The 20,012-nt window shown below is 42.8% G+C and carries 18 protein-coding genes; 10 read left to right on the top strand and 8 right to left on the bottom strand.

The features are described 5' to 3' along the window. Positions 1-127: 127 nt before the first annotated feature. From ppnN to queF, 3 genes are all read right to left on the bottom strand, one after another. Positions 128-1,489 (bottom strand): nucleotide 5'-monophosphate nucleosidase PpnN, encoded by a 1,362-nt coding sequence (gene ppnN / locus BM528_RS04340; protein ID WP_071981154.1) that lies wholly within the window; start codon positions 1,487-1,489, stop codon positions 128-130. Between the two features lie 11 nt (positions 1,490-1,500). Continuing rightward, positions 1,501-3,090, bottom strand: a complete 1,590-nt coding sequence (locus BM528_RS04345; RefSeq protein ID WP_071978826.1) for a GGDEF domain-containing protein — start codon at positions 3,088-3,090, stop codon at positions 1,501-1,503. 69 nt (positions 3,091-3,159) lie between these two features. Further along, positions 3,160-4,029: an NADPH-dependent 7-cyano-7-deazaguanine reductase QueF gene (queF, locus tag BM528_RS04350; protein ID WP_071978827.1), complete on the bottom strand. Its 870-nt coding sequence runs from the start codon at positions 4,027-4,029 to the stop codon at positions 3,160-3,162. Positions 4,030-4,125: 96 nt separating this feature from the next. On the opposite strand from queF, the gene syd reads away from it, so the two are divergent. After that, entirely contained in the window at positions 4,126-4,680 is a 555-nt protein-coding gene (syd, locus tag BM528_RS04355; protein WP_071978828.1) for a SecY-interacting protein, read from the top strand. A gap of 66 nt (positions 4,681-4,746) precedes the next feature. Here the strand turns inward: syd and BM528_RS04360 are convergent, their stop codons facing one another. Continuing rightward, positions 4,747-5,040, bottom strand: coding sequence for a hypothetical protein (locus BM528_RS04360; RefSeq protein WP_071978829.1), 294 nt, complete (start codon positions 5,038-5,040; stop codon positions 4,747-4,749). 315 nt (positions 5,041-5,355) lie between these two features. On the opposite strand from BM528_RS04360, the gene BM528_RS04365 reads away from it, so the two are divergent. Next, on the top strand, positions 5,356-5,721 hold the full coding sequence (locus tag BM528_RS04365; protein WP_071978830.1) for a DUF3192 domain-containing protein: 366 nt from the start codon (positions 5,356-5,358) through the stop codon (positions 5,719-5,721). A gap of 259 nt (positions 5,722-5,980) precedes the next feature. Beyond that, the gene (locus BM528_RS04370) at positions 5,981-6,628 is read left to right on the top strand and encodes a GNAT family N-acetyltransferase (protein WP_071978831.1); all 648 of its coding nucleotides are present in this window, start codon (positions 5,981-5,983) and stop codon (positions 6,626-6,628) included. Between the two features lie 207 nt (positions 6,629-6,835). Here BM528_RS04370 and BM528_RS04375 read toward each other — a convergent pair whose 3' ends face one another. Then, on the bottom strand, positions 6,836-7,393 hold the full coding sequence (locus BM528_RS04375; RefSeq protein ID WP_071978832.1) for a hypothetical protein: 558 nt from the start codon (positions 7,391-7,393) through the stop codon (positions 6,836-6,838). Between the two features lie 229 nt (positions 7,394-7,622). Here BM528_RS04375 and BM528_RS04380 point away from each other — a divergent pair, with 229 nt between their 5' ends. From BM528_RS04380 to BM528_RS04415, 7 genes are all read left to right on the top strand, one after another. Next, on the top strand, positions 7,623-8,897 hold the full coding sequence (locus BM528_RS04380; protein ID WP_083595201.1) for a sensor domain-containing diguanylate cyclase: 1,275 nt from the start codon (positions 7,623-7,625) through the stop codon (positions 8,895-8,897). 1,148 nt (positions 8,898-10,045) lie between these two features. After that, on the top strand, positions 10,046-10,804 hold the full coding sequence (locus BM528_RS04390) for a DUF3450 domain-containing protein (protein ID WP_071978834.1): 759 nt from the start codon (positions 10,046-10,048) through the stop codon (positions 10,802-10,804). A gap of 13 nt (positions 10,805-10,817) precedes the next feature. Then, the gene (locus BM528_RS04395; RefSeq protein WP_071978835.1) at positions 10,818-12,182 is read left to right on the top strand and encodes a MotA/TolQ/ExbB proton channel family protein; all 1,365 of its coding nucleotides are present in this window, start codon (positions 10,818-10,820) and stop codon (positions 12,180-12,182) included. Positions 12,183-12,184: 2 nt separating this feature from the next. Further along, complete coding sequence (locus BM528_RS04400; protein ID WP_071978836.1) at positions 12,185-12,703, top strand: MotA/TolQ/ExbB proton channel family protein; 519 nt, start codon at positions 12,185-12,187, stop codon at positions 12,701-12,703. A 31-nt stretch (positions 12,704-12,734) separates the two neighbouring features. Continuing rightward, positions 12,735-13,142, top strand: a complete 408-nt coding sequence (locus BM528_RS04405) for an ExbD/TolR family protein (protein ID WP_071978837.1) — start codon at positions 12,735-12,737, stop codon at positions 13,140-13,142. A 3-nt stretch (positions 13,143-13,145) separates the two neighbouring features. Next, positions 13,146-13,754: an energy transducer TonB gene (locus tag BM528_RS04410; protein ID WP_071978838.1), complete on the top strand. Its 609-nt coding sequence runs from the start codon at positions 13,146-13,148 to the stop codon at positions 13,752-13,754. A gap of 9 nt (positions 13,755-13,763) precedes the next feature. Continuing rightward, entirely contained in the window at positions 13,764-15,086 is a 1,323-nt protein-coding gene (locus BM528_RS04415) for a tetratricopeptide repeat protein (RefSeq protein ID WP_071978839.1), read from the top strand. Positions 15,087-15,190: 104 nt separating this feature from the next. On the opposite strand, the gene BM528_RS04420 is transcribed toward BM528_RS04415, so the two are convergent. The 3 genes from BM528_RS04420 to BM528_RS04430 are packed head-to-tail and all read right to left on the bottom strand — an operon-like array spanning position 15,191 to position 19,978. Continuing rightward, on the bottom strand, positions 15,191-16,279 hold the full coding sequence (locus BM528_RS04420; RefSeq protein ID WP_071978840.1) for a response regulator: 1,089 nt from the start codon (positions 16,277-16,279) through the stop codon (positions 15,191-15,193). Next, positions 16,269-18,809 carry a hybrid sensor histidine kinase/response regulator gene (locus BM528_RS04425; protein WP_071978841.1) on the bottom strand — a complete coding sequence of 847 codons (2,541 nt, stop codon included), beginning with the start codon at positions 18,807-18,809 and terminating at the stop codon, positions 16,269-16,271. Before BM528_RS04425 ends, BM528_RS04420 begins: the two co-directional genes overlap by 11 nt. Next, positions 18,806-19,978 (bottom strand): FIST signal transduction protein, encoded by a 1,173-nt coding sequence (locus BM528_RS04430; protein ID WP_071978842.1) that lies wholly within the window; start codon positions 19,976-19,978, stop codon positions 18,806-18,808. Before BM528_RS04430 ends, BM528_RS04425 begins: the two co-directional genes overlap by 4 nt. Positions 19,979-20,012: the final 34 nt, after the last annotated feature.

Below are 20,012 nucleotides of genomic sequence, written 5' to 3' on the forward strand. Positions count from 1 at the left end.
ATTTCTGCACTCTATCGGTAAAAATGCCGACAGCAATATTGCGGTATGTTGCAATGTTGGCAGATTCTTACGCAGTACATTTTACCCAGCTTACTAATGTCACTTTATTTAAATCTTTTTATTTAAGCTACTTTTGTTTAACCACGTAGCACGGTTCATAAGCGCTGCCTGGTAATTTCATTCTGTGCTGTTTTACGAAAGACTCTAGCAGCACATCAATATTGCTCATTAGCGCTTTGTCACCGGTTATCTCGAATGGCCCGTGTTTTTTAATCTGCTTTATGCCCTCAGCTTTCACGTTACCTGCCACAATACCTGAAAAGGCTTTTCTCAAGTTAGAGGCTAAATCGCTACCCTCCTGATTATGATCCAGCTGTAGTGAGGACATACTTTTGTGGGTGGGAATAAACGGCTGCTGAAAGTCGCGCTCTATTTTTAAAGACCAGTTAAAACTAAAAGCATCACCCATAGCACCGCGATACCTTTTTACTTTTTCAAGGCCGCTGCATAGAGCTCTGGCAACCTCTTCTGGGTCATTGACTATAATTTGATACTTCTTCTGAGCCTCTTTGCCCAAGGTGTCGGCAATAAATTTATCTACTGCCTCAAAATATTCCTCACTCCCGGCGGGGCCCGTCAATATAACGGGTATTGGCTGCTGATCGTTTCTCTCGTTCATCAATATGCCCAGTAAATAAAGCAACTCTTCGGCTGTACCCACGCCCCCGGGGAAAATGACAATACCATGGGCAAGTCTGACGAATGCCTCTAGGCGCTTCTCAATATCCGGCATAATGATGAGCTCATTAACAATGGCGTTGGGAGGCTCTGCGGCAATAATGCTGGGCTCAGATATACCGATATATCTCCCGGTTTTGTTCCTTTGTTTTGCATGTCCAATGGCGGCACCTTTCATTGGTCCCTTCATCGCGCCAGGGCCACAACCGGTGCAAATATCCATATCTCTTAAGCCAAGCTGATAGCCAACTTCTTTAGTGTATTTGTATTCCGTTTGGTTAATAGAGTGGCCGCCCCAGCACACGATAGTATTCACATTGTCATTCCCCTCAAGCGCTTTGGCATGGCGCAGCATGTCAAATACCATATCTGTAATTTGAGCACCGTCTGAGGGAGCATGCTCATGCAAGAGATCGTATTTATCTCCCATGTAAAGCAGATCACGAAGTACAGCAAATAGATGCTCGTGCACACCTTTTACCAATTTGTCATCAACAAATGCCACTTCAGGGGGATTGATGAGTTCTATTTTTACCCCTCGCTCTCGGCGAATCAGTTTAATGTCGAAATTTTCATAAGGGGCAAATAACGTCTCAAAATTGTCTTCATCTACGCCACTATTGAGCACTGCTAGTGAGCAATTTCGAAACATGGAGAATAATTCGCTGTCTGAAGCGTCTTGTAAGCGTGCTACCTCAGCTTGTGAAAGCTGACTCATCCAACCTAAAGGGTTTAGCTGTACTTTTTTTATCACGTTACATCCTATTTATCGGCATTTACGTCGGTAATAACTTGATTACGACCGTTGTGTTTGGCTTGGTAAAGATGTCTGTCTGCCCTGTCAAACGCTGAATCAATGCTGTCTTTTGCCATGAAGCAGGTGCCGCCAAGCGATGCGGTGATCACAACTCTCTCTTGCTTGAACTTGAGTTGCATATTCTCTAAGTCACTTCTAATAAGCTCTAACCTCTGGCGTAACTTATCTTCATTAATATCGGGAAGAAGGATGACAAACTCTTCACCTCCCCACCTAGCTAAAAATTCATTACCTTTTATATGGCGTTTAAATACTCGGCTTACAAGTTGCAGAGTTTTGTCACCTGCAGAGTGGCCAAACTTATCGTTGATAGATTTAAAGAAGTCGATGTCAATAACGGCTATTGAGAGCTCTCCACCGTTTGCGTTATACAGCTGGTAAGCTTTTTCAAGCTCTTCATTGTAAGCTTGGCGATTGGGTAGGCGAGTAAGCGCATCGGTTTTACTTTGTATTACTTGCTCGGCCAATTTTCGACGGTAAGAGTTTGTTTGCTGCTGAAGAGTATCAATTCGTTCTTGCATTGATGAAAGCAAAGAGATTAACGCCGCCTGACCGTCGTTATCACTTATTTGGCTTGCGCTTAGCGTTTTAGATAATGCTTTAACGCAAGATTGAGTTTGCGTTTTCAATGCATCAAATGAATCACTTGTTGAGACGGCATCTTCAATATTGTCAATGTAAGACTTAAGCTTTGCGTTATTTTCATTACGCTGTTCAAATTGCGCCTGGCTCCCCGCAATGCTTTTGTTAACGTCATCACCTATCTTACTTAAAGAAGTGTGTAAGCCTTGAATAACTTTACCGGTGAGACTGGCTTCAGTCATCGCATCTTGTACAATCATGCGAAGAATAACAATGCAGCTTTCTAGTAATTGCTCATCAGCCATGCCCTCATCGAGCCTATGCTTAATATCTAGTAACTGTTTATCGTTGGGTTTTTTTTGAGTATATGAAGTAACTAACTGATTAAGTTCTATAAAAATGGAACGGTAGAAGTGTGAACTGCCACGCTTACTGTCAGATATGTTGCGTTCACTGCTGCCATCCATTGAGCCTTTGCTCTCTTCAGGCGTACTGGTTTCAGAACATGCGCTAGATTCGCTTAAAATCCCTTTTACTTGTTTGTTTAATGCAACACGGTGAAGCTGAAGGGCCCTGGCGTACAATCGATATATGCTAAAAATATCTGACACAGGCTGATTTAACTTTATCAGTTCTTGTGTAGCCAGCCTGCGTAAGTCTTCATCATCAAACACAATCTTCTGCAGCTGCTTCATTGCGTCTTCTATAGATGAAACAGTCTCTAAACTGTATTTACGAAGACTAATATCCTGGTTTTGTAAGGCTGTATTTAACTTTCCAATACTCACTGTCGCCAGGCTAAAATTGGGTGTTCCAGAGAGATGGCCTCTCAGGGTTTGAAGCTCACCATCAACTCTATCTGAAAAGCCTTCGTAGAAAGAGGACAGTTTCACAATAAATTGGCAAAGAAGTGCATTATTTTTTTTAATTGCCTGCAGCTGTTTATCTTTCATGTGTACCGTCTTCTTTTTTGTTACGGGATAATTATGATTATTAAGGGCCGTATGGCATCGATAACAGGATTATTGTCGAGCCTGCCTATCGTTTGGATAGGGGGCCTCGAAATTGGTGCGAAATGGGTTAATGTCTAACCCGCCTCTTCGAGTGTATCGAGCACAAACAGTGAGTTTTTTTGGTTTGCATTGCGTGTAGATGTCGGTATAAATGCGCTCGACGCATTGTTCGTGAAACTCATTGTGCTGCCTAAAACTTATGAGATAGCGAAGCAAACCTTCATGATCTATTGGCGCTCCCTCGTACCTAATTTGAATGCTTGCCCAATCGGGTTGGCTGGTTATTAAACAGTTTGACTTGAGTAAGTGAGATACAAGGGTTTCGCTAATTTCTTGCGGCTTTTCGGTGGATATAGAAGTGCGCAGATAGCTCGAGTCAGGTTCATAGTTATCAACTTCAATATCCAGATCATCTAGCAATGTGCCTTTAAACTCACGAAATTTCAGGTCCTCAAATGCACTGGGTAAAATCAGGTTCACTTCCACTTGTTCTCCGGCACAGGCGGATAAATCTTTTACAAGAACCTGTTTTACATCATCGCTATTATCAAATTTAGTTTGGTTAAAACTGTTTAAATACAGCTTAAATGACTTTGATTCAATTAGGTTCATTGAGCTGATTGGAACCATGCATTCAAGTATAGCAACTTGCGGTTTGCCTTTTGCATTAAGCCAAGACAACTCATAACCAGTCCAAGTATCAATGCCTTCAAATGGAAGCGTTGATGAAGTAAGAGATAATGTGTCTCTACTTAAACTACGAGGCACTCCCTGCAACAACTCAGGATTGTATTCAAACTCGTAGTCTACTGTTTTGCCCAGAGATAAATTGTCTGGTGCGGATATCGTAATTTTTTCTTGCTTGCTGTCTGTTGGCATAAAAACTCTAGGACTTTAATGGGTATATCGGGGCTAACAGTTGACTTAGCCATCTTTACGTATAGTGTAACTCAAAAATACGAAGGTAATTGAATTATGGCTCTTTCAATGTCTGAAGAACTCGACAATTTTGTATCATCTTATGTAGAAAATGCCAACGAATGTGGTCTCGCTGTTCCTTTCGATAAAGATTGGCCGTCGTCTTGTTACCAGAGCGAAGCAAGTCAAGGGCAACTCGTTCAATGGAGGCCTGTTCGACAAAGTGTATCGGTATCCTTTGATAATGTAGCAGCGGCGCTCGAACTCGAATTGGATGAGGCTTACTGCAATTATTTTACGCGTTATTTTAGCAATAACCTCATAGCCCAGGCGCCTCAGGGGAAATGTGAATTGCTGCAGGTGTGGAACGAAGACGATTTTGAGCGGCTACAGCAAAACCTTATCGGTCATTTATTGATGAAGCAACGTTTGTCGCAGCAGCCTACCTTGTTCTTTGGTCTGACTGATGAAGACGATTTTATTTTAACTGTTATCAATAGCACCGGTGAGGTAGCGCTTGAACAAGTAGGTCAGGAACCAAAAGAAATTTTAGCGCCCTCATTAGCCGAGTTTCTGAGCGTATTAAAGCCCGCACCACCGCAAAACTCATAATAGCTGAATATAAAGTCTGAAATAAAGCCCGGTATTAGAGTTATCCCTTTTCTTGTAATAATTGAGCTAGCGCGCCTGCAATATCCGAGCTAGCGCAGTCTTCAGTTCACTTACTTCTTGTTCAAGAATATCGACACGGTTTGCAAGGGATACTCGCTCATTTTCAGCAGATGAATTTGACTTTGTCTCAACATTGCTCGTACTTGGCTTGCTGGCGTTAAACCGCTTAATAGCCTCGATTGCTTCAGTAACGGATGTTTTGAAAGGCGCTTTAGAACGAAGAATTCCAACAGTAGGTATTTTTCCATCTTCGTACATTTTATGGCAAAGAATAATAAGTTGGTTGATGTTGTTGCTCATAATTGAGTGATTAATACCTTAAAACTAGAGTTTTGCGCAGCGGTTGATCGTCAAAATGACTTCTATTACTGCACAATAATATAAATGAAAAATACTAATAAGTTGTGATAGTTACTAATTGTTGCGGTTTTTAGCATGCCTTCGCTTTTTAAAATTTAACAAAAACAAAGTCTTACATATTGGCGTCAATTTTGATTATCAGTTCATAGTTATCAACCTGAGACCATCGTTCACTCGTCACAAATAACTTATACACCCAATCGTTGATCTTGGGCGAACTGATGGAAAAATGCTAATAATAATTAAGGAATATACATGAAAACACTCATTTTATCTGTTGCAGTTGCATCCTCTCTTTTGCTTTCTGGCTGTGTGGTGTCGGTAGGGGGAGGATCAGACAGTCACTATGGTAGTGATTGGGAAGACAGAGAGTTTAATAATCGTAAACACATTGCAAATTTAGAAACAGGTGTGGGTTATGAGTCAGTTCTCAGAAAAATGGGAGTAGCTGATTTCAATGAACTTTTTGAAAAGGCAGATGGTACATATCGAGTGCTTTATTATCGCACGCAAAAAACAATGGGTGATGGCGTCACAACGAAAGATGAATGCACGCCTTTGGTATTCAAAAATGGTGATTTGGTTGGGTGGGGCGACAGCGCTTACAGTTTAATGCGTTAGTCGTCACGGATAACTAGCATAGATAGGGTATACTTGTTAATAAAAGGTTAACAGTTGGCTGGTTTTCGCGTAGGCTAATCATTATTCAGTCGGTCAGCGTAATAATTTAGTAAATGTCGTTAAAGATTTATCGGAAGGGGTTATTCATTTGCGCTTTTGACCGCGGTTTATAATTCTTTTCACGTCGTAGAATAATAATGATATTCCAGACTGATTCTTAAATTAGCCTGCTTAAATTAGCCTAAATGGAGGCCTGCTTATGGAAATCGAATCGAACGATGTTGCTTTAGTACCTTCAACTGAAAGTGTCAAAGCAATTTACCTTTCAGTTGACGATTTAAAAGTGGCGGCGTCTATTCTTTACAATGCCTATGTTGACGACCCGCTGTTTATAGATATCTTCCAAGCAGAAAAAGAAGGCTATGAAAGCAGGCTGCGCTCAGCTATACGCGAAGAAATTAATGCGTTCTGGGTTGCTGAGCAACCCATGATCGGTTTATTTCAGCAAGAACGCCTAATTGCTGTGGCGTGTCTTACTGCTCCCGATGCAGCTTTCGGAGCTGGGCGATACTGGCACTGGCGTTTACGCATGCTTCTAACAGCTGGGCTCTTTGGTACCAAGCAAATGCTTGAAAAAGAAGAGAAGGTAAGAACACTTGTACCGGCGAAGAACTTTCATATGCTCAGCTTTATCGCTGTCCATCCAGATTACCAAGAGCATGGCTTAGGCCACATATTGCTCGGTGCCATCGACAGTGTGGTTGAGGATGATGAAAAGAGTGAAGGAACCGCGGTGTTTGTAACAGTTGAGAAGCACAAATCATTTTTCGGCGACGACAAATACCGCGTTGTCGGCAACTTGTCTCTATCGCACGTCAATGGGGCGGTCATGTTCAGAGGCAAATAGTGTTCCGCGCTAGTACTCCTTATTTCATTTAGATGTAACGCCTTTTTGTTTTATACATAGGGCTGGGGGTAAAAACCGATATGCGAGCCCAGCTTTTTGAACTATTCTGCCCACAAGGATGAAGTGGTTACTCAATGGCGCAAAGGTCAGTACTCGTTGTCGAAGATACCCTGTCGTGGTACTGGCGGCAGTTTGCCGCGCTAAATGTTACTCATCTCTTCCAAACTTTTTCCTGATTCGTTTTGCCCATGCGGGTCTTTGTGTTTTGTAACGATTTGGATTATCTGGAAGAATGATACTTGGATTAGCTGCTGCAAGTGCTTCGAAAAAAGCGTGTCGATTAAAGCCGTGATAATTGTGATACATAAGTTGCTTCTTCTCTCCACTTTTCAACTCAATGAAATTAGCAATATTTTGCCTTGTGTCACTGATTTGCTTTAACTCCATAATGTCATCAATGTTGACCTGCCAACTGATATCACTGAAGGTAGGGTCGAAGTAGGACAGTTTAGTGGATGACACACAAACTCTAATCTCTTTATTTTCATACCAAAACCATAATGCCAACCCAAGCAAAGTAGCTTCAATAAACCAAATGGCGATATCTAGCACATCAAAAAGTTCATTTAGTGCAGTGTTATCGGTTGTTAAAATTGGAAGATATCGATGTGCTGCTTCGTATAAAACAAGCGCCACGCCAGCATTAAAAACAAGCAGTAGCGCGGAAGAGCGCTGTTTTCTTGTGAAAATGAAGTGAGTTGCCATACGTTCTCTCAGGAATGAACTTTATAGTGAGACCACAATAAATTGTTAATTCGCATTAGCAAAGTAGAACGTGGCTTTAGTTGATGGTGAGTTGTGCCTCCATCAATACGCATATTGAAATATTCAAACTCATGGCATACTTTAAACAACTTACATAACATTTTTCGTAACGCTCATAAAAAGTACAGCGTTAGCAATAGACAGCAATAATAAGCAAGGACTGCAATAAATGACGGGAAGAAACTTTTTTAATAGTAGGCTGTCGTTTGCTCTACTGAAAAAAATATTGTTAATTACGTGTGTGATTACATCTATCTTAACCGTCGTTCAACTGCTGCTTTCTTATCTAGATGAAAAAGAAGCGCTTTCAAAATTTCTTTCTGAATTAGAAACCGTTCACAGCGAAGCACTAGCAAGAAATGTTTTTGAAATAAATAATGAAGCTGCACAAAGTATTATCGACGGGATGTTATCTTATGATGCGATTGGATATGTTTCTGTAAGTATAAAAGAACAAGACGGGGTTAAAATTATAGAGGCTGGCGAGCGGACATCATCAGCTGCGGTTGCAAGTCGTCAATTTCCTATCGTTTTTGTCTTTGCAAATTTAGCGATGCCGGTGGGAACGGTAGAAATTCAATCAGATGCCAACTATTTATATGATCACATAAAGCAAAGCTTTTTCGTAATACTGACTACTCAGATAATCAAAACCTTTTTGGTATCCGGAATTCTACTAATTCTGTTTCATCGTTTAATTATTAGCCGGATAGATGCCATTCATCGATGGCTGGTGTCCTATTCCGCAGAGGATAATTTTACACCTCTTGCGTTCACCAATTCCAAATCCAGTAACGATGAAATAGATGAGCTAAAAGATGAGATTAACATCGTCGGTAAGTCACTCCAACGAAGTACTCAAGAACTCGAGATATTAGTTGAACAGCGTACGGAAGAACTAAAAAAAGCCAATTTAAAGCTTGAGAAGCTTGCTTATACAGATAGCTTGACTGGAGTTGCGAATAGATCTGCCCTGCTTAATAAATCAGAAGAGGAATTAAGACGCTCTAGACGCTTGGGTTACGATATGGGTGTGATGATGTTGGACCTCGATAACTTTAAATCGGTAAATGATAATTATGGTCATGACGCGGGTGATAAGGTACTTAAATCTGTAGCGCAAGCTGTGAATAACTCTCTTCGCAAAGACGAAACACTTGGAAGGCTTGGTGGAGAGGAGTTTGTAGTCATTGTTCACGGCGCAGATAAGGTTGGTATGCAACAATTAGCCGGAAGAATACAAGATGTCATTTCTTTACAAGACTTTTCATTTCTAAGAGAGGGATACTCAGTCACTGTGAGTATTGGTTACACTAAAGTGGAAAAGAATGAACAGTTTAAATCAGCACTCAAGAGAGCTGATAGTCACTTATATACCGCTAAAGCCAACGGCAGAAACTGTTGTGTAACCGATTCAGAAATAATACCAAAGCTTGTTAAATGAGTCCTAAACCGCTAGCTACATAAGTTATTCCGACCAACACAGAAAAGCGATTCTAAATAGCCGTATTCGCGGTTGGTATGCATCCACCTATCTCAATAATCGCTCAAACGAATGTAAGATATCTCCTACAAAATTTGTGAGCATTACTCCTTTTTTTATGAAGTAATTTTTTAGACTAAAGTCTAAAGCAAATGATTTATAATAATTTTTTTGTTTTTATACAAAAGTAGCAAACGATCACTTCTTAAAACTTTGTAATTTCATATAGCAGTAATATGCAAAGCCTATATTATTTATCTCGTCACAAGGAAACACGATGAGTCAGGATGATTTACACGGATGACCTAGGACAACTTAAGGATAAGATTCTTGCAGGGCAGTAAGAAAAAGGAAATGGAAAAAGCGAAGGATGCTTTTACAGGATGTAAGGGACTTAGGGATATACGCAGAGAGAAGGACCACAGTTGGACGTGGGCAAGCAATTGATTATTGTTTGTATTTGAAAAGGACAAGCGGACAGGGATAGGTAAAATTAGGGAATTTATCAGGAAAGTATCAGGGATGACACTCGCTACAGCAGGATGTGTAGCTTATAAGGATTGATGGAAAGGATGTCGGCGGAGTCCGACAAGGACAGCCCTAGGAATGGGGAACGCTGCAGAATGGATTTGCAGTTTAGAGGGAACAAAGGAAAGGGACCCACGAAGGGATTTGTGGCTCACAAAAGGTATTGTGAGAAAAGATGGAAAGGGGCGAAGACGGATTCTGATCGGGAAGATTTTTATCGCAAGGGACCGCGGAGAGGGATGCTCAAAATTCTGAAAAAGGGAAAGTCTTATGACTTTCCCTTTTTTGTTTGCCCAGCGAAGCTGGCAAACCCGTCAGGTTGAAAGAAACCTGAATCACCCTGACTGAGGGGAAGATAATCCGAATGGCAAGGGCGTTAGCAAGTGATATGAAGTATGCAGGAGCCGTATACGAGGCCCGTACGTACGGTTCTGTGAGAGGGATGAGGCGCAAGCCTCACCCTACTCGATATTGCACTTAAATTCTTTTGTAATAAAACTGTCACGGAAAACTCCTATCCTACCGGCTGATTTTTACAGTCGGAAATTACCGATTTCTTTTAATTTGAAAGGTTTGAATGTATGAAGCTTATCAACGCCTTGCTTGTTGCAGGTGTGCTTACTGCCGCACCAGTGCTTGCACAAGACGATGAAGTCTTAAAACCCGTTGTCGATGAGGCAGCGAAAATAAACGAGTCTGCGGCGAAATCGCAGGAAAAGATCAACGGCATTACCGATCAAATTGACAGCAAACTTCAACAGTTCAAAACATTGATGAAAGAAATCGAAGGTCTTGAGGTTTATAACACTCAGCTTCGTAAGCAAATCAATAGTCAAGAGCAAGAAATGGCGGATCTAAACTCTGCTATCGATGAAGTATCGGTTGTTGAGCGTCAAATTACACCATTGATGATGCGTATGATTGACGGCTTAGCTCAGTTCATTGAACTAGACATGCCATTTCTTCCAGAAGAGCGCGCTAACCGCGTAGCTGATTTACGTGCCATGATGGATAGAGCTGATGTTGCTGCTTCTGAAAAATTCCGCCGCGTAATGGAAGCATTCCAAGTTGAGATGGATTACGGCCGCACTATGGAAGCTTACAGCGGTATCCATTCTATCGATGGTCAAGAGCGCGACGTAGAGTTTTTGCGCCTTGGTCGTACTGCGCTAATTTATCAAACGCGTGATGCAAGCCGCCAGGGAGTTTGGAACAAACAAACTCGCCAGTGGGAAGAGCTTGATAGCGGCTACCGCACACAAATTACAAAAGGTCTGCGCATGGCGAAGAAGCAACTTGCTCCAGACTTGCTAATGCTGCCAGTAGCAATTACAGACTAAGAGGTTGATGAGAATGTTTAACACAGTAAAACGTATCGCTGTTGGTCTAGTAGCCCTTAGCATCAGCGCAGGTGCCTTGGCACAAAACGACCGCGCTATGGACTTAGACGCACTTCTTAAACAGTTAGAAGAAGGTCAGTTCGCACAGTCACAGCAAAACAAACAGCGTGAGCGCGACTTCCAAGCGCAGCGCGCAGAGCAAGACCGCATTCTTCGCGAGACTCGTGAGCAGCGCGACCAAATGCTTGCTCAATCTGAGCAGCTTGAAACGCAATTTGAAGAAAACGAGTTTAAACTAGCCGACCTTAATGGCGCATTAGATACTCGCTTAGGTTCACTAAAAGAGCTGTTTGGTGTATTACAGCAAGTTGCTGGTGATACAAAGAATAAATTCTATAACTCGGTTATTTCAGCGCAGATTCCTGGTCGTTCTGAATTTTTAGACCAAATGGCTCAAGACATGGGCTCAAGCTCGAAGCTAGCATCAATTGAAGAAATTGAGCGCGTATGGTTCGAAATGCAGCGTGAAATGACGGAATCTGGCAAAGTCACTACCTTCACAACTGACGTTGTAGAAGCTGGTGGTGAGAAAGTGAATAAACCTGTGGTTCGTGTAGGTCCATTTGCCCTTGTATCAGACGGTAAATACCTAGATTACAACGGTGTTACTGGCACAGTATCTGAACTCATTCGTCAGCCAGCTGATCGTTACAACGACTCAGCGGCAGAACTTCAAGCGTCAAGCGGCGAGTTAGTGCAGTTTGGTATCGACCCAACGGGTGGTTCTATTCTTGGTCTTCTTGTTCAAGCGCCTAATATGAAAGAGCGTGTTGAGCAGGGCGGTGTAGTTGGATATATCATCCTTATCGTTGGTGCGTTCGGCTTATTACTTGCACTTGAGCGTCTAGTAACCCTTACGCTAACGCGTATGAAAGTGAACAAACAGCTTAAGAGCAAAGAAGTTAATACTAATAACCCTCTTGGTCGCGTGTTGAAAGTTCGTGACGAGCACCCGAATGCTGACGTAGAAGCGCTAGAGCTACACCTTACTGAAGCAATTCTAGGTGAAGTACCTAAGCTAGGTCGTAACCTTACTATTATCAAGATTATCTCAGTAGTGGCGCCGCTTATGGGTCTACTTGGTACGGTAACCGGTATGATTAATACCTTCCAAGCAATCACCTTGTTTGGTACAGGTGACCCGAAACTTATGGCTGGTGGTATTTCAACAGCGCTTGTAACAACTGTACTTGGTTTGGTTGTGGCAATTCCTATGACGCTGCTTTACGCCATGCTTAATACACGTTCTAAAAACATCGTGTACATTCTTCAAGAACAAGCATCTGGCGTTATCGCAGAGCGTTCTGAGCGAGGCTAATTATGATCGAGTTTCTAGAAGCAATTCGCGATTTCACAGAAACAGGTGGCCAGGTTCTCCTGGTCATCGGTCTGCTGATATTCGTTATGTGGCTTTTGATCCTCGAGCGTGCAATGTATCTGTTGGTTTGGCACAAGCAAGCAAAGAAAGATGCGGTCGCAATGTGGAAAGCGCGCAACGACCGTTCATCTTGGGTTGCTGAGCAAATACGTCAGAAAACAATTTCGCAATTAACTATACGGCTAAATGGCAGTATTCCAATTATCCAAGCACTTGTAGCGCTATGTCCGCTGTTGGGTTTGATGGGTACAGTAACCGGTATGATAGAAGTGTTCGACGTTATGGCTATCTCTGGTTCGGGTAATGCCCGTTCTATGGCCTCGGGCGTATCGAAGGCAACTATTCCTACAATGGCAGGAATGGTTGGGGCACTATCTGGTGTCTTCGCTGCTACTTGGTTAAATCGTATGGTGAAATCTGAACGCACGCATCTTGAGGATGCATTGATTATTCAACGTTAATGCGCCAGCGCATTAAGGTAAGGTATTTATTATGAAGCAGCACTTTCAAAATTTGGTCGATGAAGAAGAAGCAGCCATCGACATGACGCCCATGCTGGACGTTGTATTTATCATGCTGATCTTTTTCATCGTTACTGCGTCTTTTGTTAAAGAAGCAGGTATTGATGTAAATCGCCCAGAAGCAGCGACTGCGGTTAAGAAAGATCGCGCGAACATCCTCATCGCTATTTCTGATAAGGGTGAAATTTGGATTAACAAGCGTCGTATAGATGTGCGTGCTGTGCAGGCCAACATCGAGCGTTTACATGCGGAAAATCCGCAGGGAACTGTTGTTATTCAGGCCGATAAAAAGTCGACAACAGAAACCTTGATCAAGGTGATGGACGCCTCGCGTGCGGCAGGTGTATTTGATGTCTCGATTGCAGCCCAAGAGCAATAAATCATGCCACGATATATAATCGCATTTGTTATTTCCCTTGCGATCACGTTAGGCCTGTTCTTCTTGATGCAGTCATTGATCAAGATGGGTGGCAGCGCCCTAACGGAGCCGCCTCAGGGAAGCGTGCTTGACTTTGTAAGGGTTAAGCAAGATGAACAGGTTGAGAAAAAAGACCGCAAGCCTAAGAAGCCACCTAAGCCGGAACAGCCGCCACCGCAAATGGAGCAGCCTCAAATGGATTCGCCTTCGCCTGATGCAGAAGGTACGTCGATGGATTTTGGTGCTGAAGTAGGCGACGAAATATCACTAGATGGCGGCTTAGCCCTTGAATCTGGGGATGGGGAATACTTGCCAATCGTTAAGGTTGCGCCGGTTTACCCAAGACGTGCACTTCAGCGCGGTATCGAAGGATTTGTGATTGTTGAGTTCACCGTTACGAAACAGGGAGCGGTGCGCGACCCAATCGTAATCGAAGCCAATCCAGAAGGGTTGTTCGAGCAAGCGGCAATAGATGCGGCAATGAAGTTTAAATACAAGCCGCGAGTCGTCAATGGTGAGCCTACAGAAGTGTCCGGTATTCAAAACCGTATTACGTTCCAAATTGACGGGTAGTAGAACAAGATGAGAAAACAGACGAATAAATTGTTTAGCGCTATCGCGTTTACTATCGCCTCAGCGACTGTTTCTATTCCAGGTTTACTACTGGCAACCGAAGCAGTAGCTCAAGAGCAGAAGGCTAGTGAGAAAAAAACGCGTCGTGTTCCAACGCTAAGAGGCAAAGTGTACGAGCAGCTGGCGCGCGCGCAGGCTGCAGCGGATGAGTCTGGTGATGTGGAAGAGGCTCTTGCTATATTAGGAGAGGTTGAGGAAAAAAGTTATTCAATGAACGCCTATGAAAAGGCCATGATGTATAACTTTTATGGTTTCATCTACTACAACGATGAAGACTACGACAAAGCGCTTGAGTCATTCGCTAAAGTCGTTGAGCAACAACCAATCCCAGAAAAGTTTGAGATGACGACACTTTTCAGTCTTGCCCAGCTTAACCTTATGCAGGGTAATTTTGATGAGACTATTAAGTATCTTGAGCGCTGGGAGTCGTTGAATACGGGCCCAATACCACCTAAAAATAAGGTGATTAAAGCACAGGCTTATTACCAAAGTCAGCAGTATGAGTTAGCTGCAGATTGGATTTCACAGGCGATAGCCGACCATGAAGCTGAAGGCATGCTGCCCGATGAGGGCTGGCTAATTCTTCAGCGGGCCGTATTTTATGAGCTAAAGCAGCCTGAAAAGGTAAAAGATGTGCTGGTAAAAATGGTTAAGCTATTTGACGAGCCAAAGTATTGGATTCAATTAGCAGGCATGTACGGCGAACTTGGCGAAGAGCGAAAGCAGCTAGCCATGATGGAAACCGCCTACCAACGAGGCTTCATAGAATCGTCGGCAGATATCTTTAATCTTGCGCAGCTTTACTACTACCATCGTGCGCCTTACAAAGGGGCCAAGCTGATGGAGCAAGCGATGAACGAAGGTGTGTTGGAAAAGAACCTTCGTAACCTCAAGTTCTTAGGTCAAAGTTGGTCGTTAGCAAAAGAGCAAGAAAAAGCTATACCTGTCATGATGCAGGCGGCAAACCTTGCTGATGATGGTGAGCTTGATGCACAACTTGCTCAAATTCTTTTGAACGAAGAGCGTTGGGACGATGCTATTGCCGCTGTCGATAGAGCGTTAGAAAAAGGCGATTTAAGAAATCCTGGTTTAGTGTACCTCGTTAAAGGCATGGCGCTGTTTAATAAAAAACAGTACGCACTTGCGCTTAACCAGCTTGCAGAGGCTGAAAAACACCAAAAGAGTCGCGCTATGGCGCAGCAATGGAAGCAGTTTGTACAAGGCGAAAAGCGTCAGGCTGAAGCTATTGCGGCTGAACTTGGTGCTAGCTAACTTTGAGTTTTGAAAGTCTGCATAAGTGTGGGTAGAAGTATTTAAGTTTTGGAAACGTTTAAAGCCACACTTTTTAGTGTGGCTTTTTGTTTGCTAAACGCTATTCACATTGTCGGGGTAAACGCTGTAAGTGATGGAACAATGCCTTGCTTCTCTAAATCATTCCAATAGCGCTTTGTTTCTAATAACTGCTCTTTTATACCTAAGAAAATTTCGACTAATCTTGGGTCAAAGTGCTGATGTGCTCCCTCGGCAATATACTGAAATGCGTCGTTATCACTCCATGCGTTTTTGTATGGTCGCTTCATCGTTAACGCATCAAATACATCGGCGATGGCTACTATTCTTGCGCTTTCGGGTATCGCTTCCCCCCTTAGTCCTTTAGGGTAGCCCGTTCCGTCCCACTTTTCATGATGATTAAGAGCAATCTCAGCGGCAAGTTCGAATAGGGGCGTTTTACTTTGACACAGTATGTTATAGCCAATGGATGCATGACTTTGCATGATGTCCATTTCCTCATCAGTGAGTTTTCTAGGTGCCTTTAATATGCTATCGGGTATGCCAATTTTGCCAGTATCGTGCATGGGGGCAGCCTGTGTAAGTAGATTGGCGTCTTCATAGCTCCAACCACTTGCTAAAGCAAGACACTTGCTGTATGCAGCCATTCGCCATATATGGTGCCCAGTGTCATTGTCGTTGTAATGTCCAGCCGCAGCAAGCATCGTTATGGCGCTCTGTTGGCTAGCTTGTAAATCTGCTGTTCTTTGTTCAACTAGCATCTCTGTTGTTCGCATCTGGTGGGCAAGCGAAATATGGGTTTTAACTCTAGCCAATGTGATGCTTGGCGACACAGGCTTGGTAATGTAATCAATGGCACCGAGCGCAAACCCCTTTTCTTCATCTGCGCCTTGCACCAAAGCGGTGACGAAAATAACGGGAATATTGGCATAATGTTTATTTGATTTCAGTCTGCGACATACTTCAAATCCATCCATCTCAGGCATCATTACGTCTAGCAAAATAAGATCGGGCGTAAACTTTTCAACAATTTTCAGCGCAACAATACCAGAGGGTGCTACCTTGATGTCGTAATACGGGCTTAAAATTCCGCGCAGCAAATCAATGTTTGCTGGCTCATCATCTACAATGAGCACGCTAAATCGTTTACGCTGGCTTTGTAATTCACTGTTCATTGCTTAGTGCTTCCAATAGTTTGTCAGCTTGCTCATAAGCCCGTTCAAAATCATAAACAGCACAAAACTGCCCTATTCTGTCTATATAATCCACATACTCATTCTCGCTATTATTGCGACGTACTTCTTCGATAAGATTGATTGCCTGTGCATCAAATGTCTCTAATAAAGATTTGAGTGTAGTGATACTCTCTATAAGAGGTTGTTTGTCAGCTTCTATCAACTGTTCAGTCATGTTAGTACTTTCTAATGTATGTGCAATGAGCCGTAACGTGATATCCAGACATTGCGAAAGTTTTGCAATAGCGTCAATTAACTCATCTTTTGAGCTAAAGCTTTTGTCTGTTATTTCCAGCAAAAATTGATGAAGAGATAGCGCGCCAATACTCTGCGAATCCTCCAACATATGCCTAATTAATTCGTGGTCTTTTGATAATGTGCTTTCACTAATAGCCGAAATGCTCAAAAGCTTCGACACAATTGATGCATGTTTGTAAGTGTCGTAAAACTGTCTTAGCGCAACAAGAAATGGGCTGTCGCTAGGCGGTTGCTTAATTTCTGTGTAGCCAGAGTGAATGTGCTTGTCGATGGCATGAATGATGTCATCGGCAACAGCAGGCTTAAGCAAAAACTGACACATTCCAGCGGCTAGCGCTTTTTTTTCTGCAGTAGAAGATTCATCTGCGCTCAGCGCAATAATGGGCGTGGCCCATCGGTCTTTTTGCGATAGCGCGTGGGCTACTTCTTGACCCGACATATCTGAAAGATGGTAGTCTAAAAGAATTGCATCAAAGTGTTGTTCGTCGCACAAGGCTAAAGATTCATTACCTGAAGACGCGGTGGAAACTACCATGCCAACGTTACGCAATATTTGCTGGCTTATTTCAACACTTATTGCGTCATCATCGACCACGAGAACGTGTTTGCCAGAGAGGCGTTTCCTACGCCATTCGATGCTTTCTAAGCCATCATGAAGCTGAATATCTTTGTTTATTTTGGTTGGAGACAGTGCCGTTATCAAATCGCTGTCAGTAAATGGAAGCTCGATAACACTGATGTTTGCGATGTTGGCATTTTTTAATTTTTGTGTGACGCTCAGCTTTGAACGAGGACTGACAACACAACGCAGGTTTAAGTGTTCAAAATCGCCTAAACGCAATTGATTAATAAAACGTTGCCACACTTCATCATCATCGGGTAGAAAAATAACTGACGCTTCTGCATCCTCTGGAAATAATTCAATATTGCGATCTACAATCTCACACTCTATGCTTAAGCGCTTTAATGTCCTTTGCAATACAACACATCCCTTCGATACCGTTTCACTGCTTTTGATGCAAAGTATTTTTTTAGCAATACCAGTAGAGGGTGAGTCAGTTTGCTTAAGTTCTTGTTTACAGCAAATGGGTAAAGAGAAATAGAAGTCGCTTCCTTTTCCTTCCTCGCTGTCTACTTTTAATTGCCCACCCATGTGCTCAACAAGGCTCTTGCAGATAGTTAATCCCAGGCCGGTGCCACCAAACTTGCGGGATATTGAATTATCAGCTTGCACGAAGGCATCAAAAAGCTTGGCCTTATTGCCCTCGCTAATACCCATGCCCGTGTCACTCACACAAAAGAAAACCTTGTCGAGTCGCTGTGAAAGGGTGAGCACAATTGTGCCTGACGCAGTAAACTTGAGGGCATTGCTAAGTAAATTGAGTAATACCTGATAGATTTTTTCGCAGTCGCCTTGGTAGTTCATTGCGGGGTCGATTTGAATATCAAACAGCAACTGAATTTGTTTTTCGCTCGCCTTTGTTTGAAAAACATACGCCAGTTTTTCAATGGTACCTGCGAGGGTAAAGGTCTCGTTGGCCACTTCGAATTTACCTGCCTCTACCTTGGACAAATCTAAAATATTATTGATAAGGCTAAGCAAAGACGCCGCGTTATTTTTCACCTTTTCAAGGTACATTTGCTTTGTGTCAGTGTCTTCAGCATCAAGAGCGAGGTGAGTAAGTCCAATCACAGCATTCATTGGAGTGCGTATTTCATGACTAATCGTGGCTAAAAATTCGCTTTTTGCTCTGTTTGCACTCTCGGCTTCATCCAATGCTTGCTGGACTTGCCTTTCAACCGTTTTTTGCTCGTTGATGAGTTCTAGCATCATTTCTGAAAGAGCAGAAATATTGGCTAAATCATCCTTTATGGGGGGCTTGTTTTGGTCAACCAGCAAGAGGTTAACTGAAGAGCGAAGAGTGTCGACAACTTGTTGCTGTACGGCTAATTTATTTCTTATCTTCTCATTCGCAGCAAGCAGCTCTTTAGAGCTAATTTGCAAGCTTCTTTCACGAAGCGTTAGATCTCGTTCGTGAAATTCATACGTTTCTTCGATACGCTTTAACAGATTAACCAAGCCCTCTTGAAGCGCTTTGGCATTTAATTCCTTTGCTTCTGAATTAGCAAGTGCAGAGAGCCATTCATCAAGCCCTTCAATACTTTTTAAGCCAAATGCCTTCTTAATTTGCCTTGCAAGCAATGAGTTCAAGGGGCGATTTCCTGAATTAACGTCATCGATAGGGTTTGATTATATAGCTTGCTCTGAGACTTATTGTCGAACGGACATATTTCGCCATAGGAATAAAAGCCTGCGATATTCGTATTTTGTGGCAGCTGTTCCTTAATACACTCTAGCTCTTCTTCAATTCTATCGCCCATAACGAGCTTTCTTCCAACGCAGCTGGTTACTAGAGCAAGGCTGTGATGCGCCTTATTCACTACTGGTGAGGAATACGTGGACTCAGCGGTAGAGAGTGCATTGGCAACCGCGAGTTGTGCTCCATCAATAAGATCATCAGTAGAAGCGTGCATCAGCCTAACGTATTCTGACTCAACCACATCACCGGCTAGAGTCAAACTGTTGGTGTCTTCATCAATACCCAAAATGGTTCGAATAAGTCCGGTCCCCTTCTGGTCTTTTCCAACTACTTCGAGTGGAAACAGCAGCCCATTTGCAGGCAAGTCGGAAGCGTAATCACCGAGGTAATCTTTATAAATAGTAAGAGCCGGTACATCGTCTAATTGAAAAAGTAGGTTTTCATTTGCTTTGGTAACACTTCTTGACGGTCCGAAAGAGCGCCATCCGCCGTATGCGCCATATCCAAAGGTTAAGTTTTCTCCGTAAAAACACACTGCCACTACGGTATTTTCACTAATTCCCTCTGGACTGATGACAAAGGTTTTGCCGAACGAAGCGTTATCACCAGCAAGCCCGCCACTTAATTTTACATGTGAAGGCAATAAACTGGTTAACCCGTTAATCACTGCTGAACCATTTACAGCAAGACCAGGCGCTAGTGTATAAACGCCTTTGAGACCTTGGGGGTTAACTTTTTGACTTAGTGCCATGCCGGTATCGAAAGAGGCCTGCATGTTAGCTAATGTCGAGGTATGAATGGCTATATCGCTGCCGTACTCTAACTTTATTGTTAAAATCACAATGCTGTCTGCATGCACTTGGTCTGAACTAATTTCACCAGCGGTACTGCAACCCACAATGTTGGGAGAGATCTCTCGTAACTCTAAAAACCAATCATCATTTTCAAAAAACAGTGGAGAGGCATAGACAATAATAAGTGATGGGACAAGTTCCTCGATCTTATGTTTTTGCGATCTAACTTCGTCGGAACTAGTAAATGAGAATGAGGCGGACAACATACAATGTGATCAGTTTAATAAGCTATATAATACT

The organism is Alteromonas sp. RW2A1 (assembly GCF_001886475.1).
In the GTDB taxonomy this organism is placed as follows: Bacteria; Pseudomonadota; Gammaproteobacteria; order Enterobacterales; family Alteromonadaceae; genus Alteromonas; species Alteromonas hispanica.

Excerpts from the sequence above, each read along its gene's own strand:
- syd (WP_071978828.1), top strand. The coding sequence starts at position 4,126 with ATGGCTCTTTCAATGTCTGAAGAACTCGACAATTTTGTATCATCTTAT.
- BM528_RS04400 (WP_071978836.1), top strand. The coding sequence starts at position 12,185 with ATGATCGAGTTTCTAGAAGCAATTCGCGATTTCACAGAAACAGGTGGC.
- BM528_RS04410 (WP_071978838.1), top strand. The coding sequence starts at position 13,146 with ATGCCACGATATATAATCGCATTTGTTATTTCCCTTGCGATCACGTTA.
- BM528_RS04430 (WP_071978842.1), bottom strand. The coding sequence starts at position 19,978 with ATGTTGTCCGCCTCATTCTCATTTACTAGTTCCGACGAAGTTAGATCG.
- queF (WP_071978827.1), bottom strand. The coding sequence starts at position 4,029 with ATGCCAACAGACAGCAAGCAAGAAAAAATTACGATATCCGCACCAGAC.
- BM528_RS04405 (WP_071978837.1), top strand. The coding sequence starts at position 12,735 with ATGAAGCAGCACTTTCAAAATTTGGTCGATGAAGAAGAAGCAGCCATC.
- BM528_RS04345 (WP_071978826.1), bottom strand. The coding sequence starts at position 3,090 with ATGAAAGATAAACAGCTGCAGGCAATTAAAAAAAATAATGCACTTCTT.
- BM528_RS04365 (WP_071978830.1), top strand. The coding sequence starts at position 5,356 with ATGAAAACACTCATTTTATCTGTTGCAGTTGCATCCTCTCTTTTGCTT.
- BM528_RS04370 (WP_071978831.1), top strand. The coding sequence starts at position 5,981 with ATGGAAATCGAATCGAACGATGTTGCTTTAGTACCTTCAACTGAAAGT.
- BM528_RS04375 (WP_071978832.1), bottom strand. The coding sequence starts at position 7,393 with ATGGCAACTCACTTCATTTTCACAAGAAAACAGCGCTCTTCCGCGCTA.
- BM528_RS04395 (WP_071978835.1), top strand. The coding sequence starts at position 10,818 with ATGTTTAACACAGTAAAACGTATCGCTGTTGGTCTAGTAGCCCTTAGC.
- BM528_RS04415 (WP_071978839.1), top strand. The coding sequence starts at position 13,764 with ATGAGAAAACAGACGAATAAATTGTTTAGCGCTATCGCGTTTACTATC.
- BM528_RS04360 (WP_071978829.1), bottom strand. The coding sequence starts at position 5,040 with ATGAGCAACAACATCAACCAACTTATTATTCTTTGCCATAAAATGTAC.
- BM528_RS04420 (WP_071978840.1), bottom strand. The coding sequence starts at position 16,279 with ATGAACAGTGAATTACAAAGCCAGCGTAAACGATTTAGCGTGCTCATT.
- BM528_RS04390 (WP_071978834.1), top strand. The coding sequence starts at position 10,046 with ATGAAGCTTATCAACGCCTTGCTTGTTGCAGGTGTGCTTACTGCCGCA.
- BM528_RS04380 (WP_083595201.1), top strand. The coding sequence starts at position 7,623 with ATGACGGGAAGAAACTTTTTTAATAGTAGGCTGTCGTTTGCTCTACTG.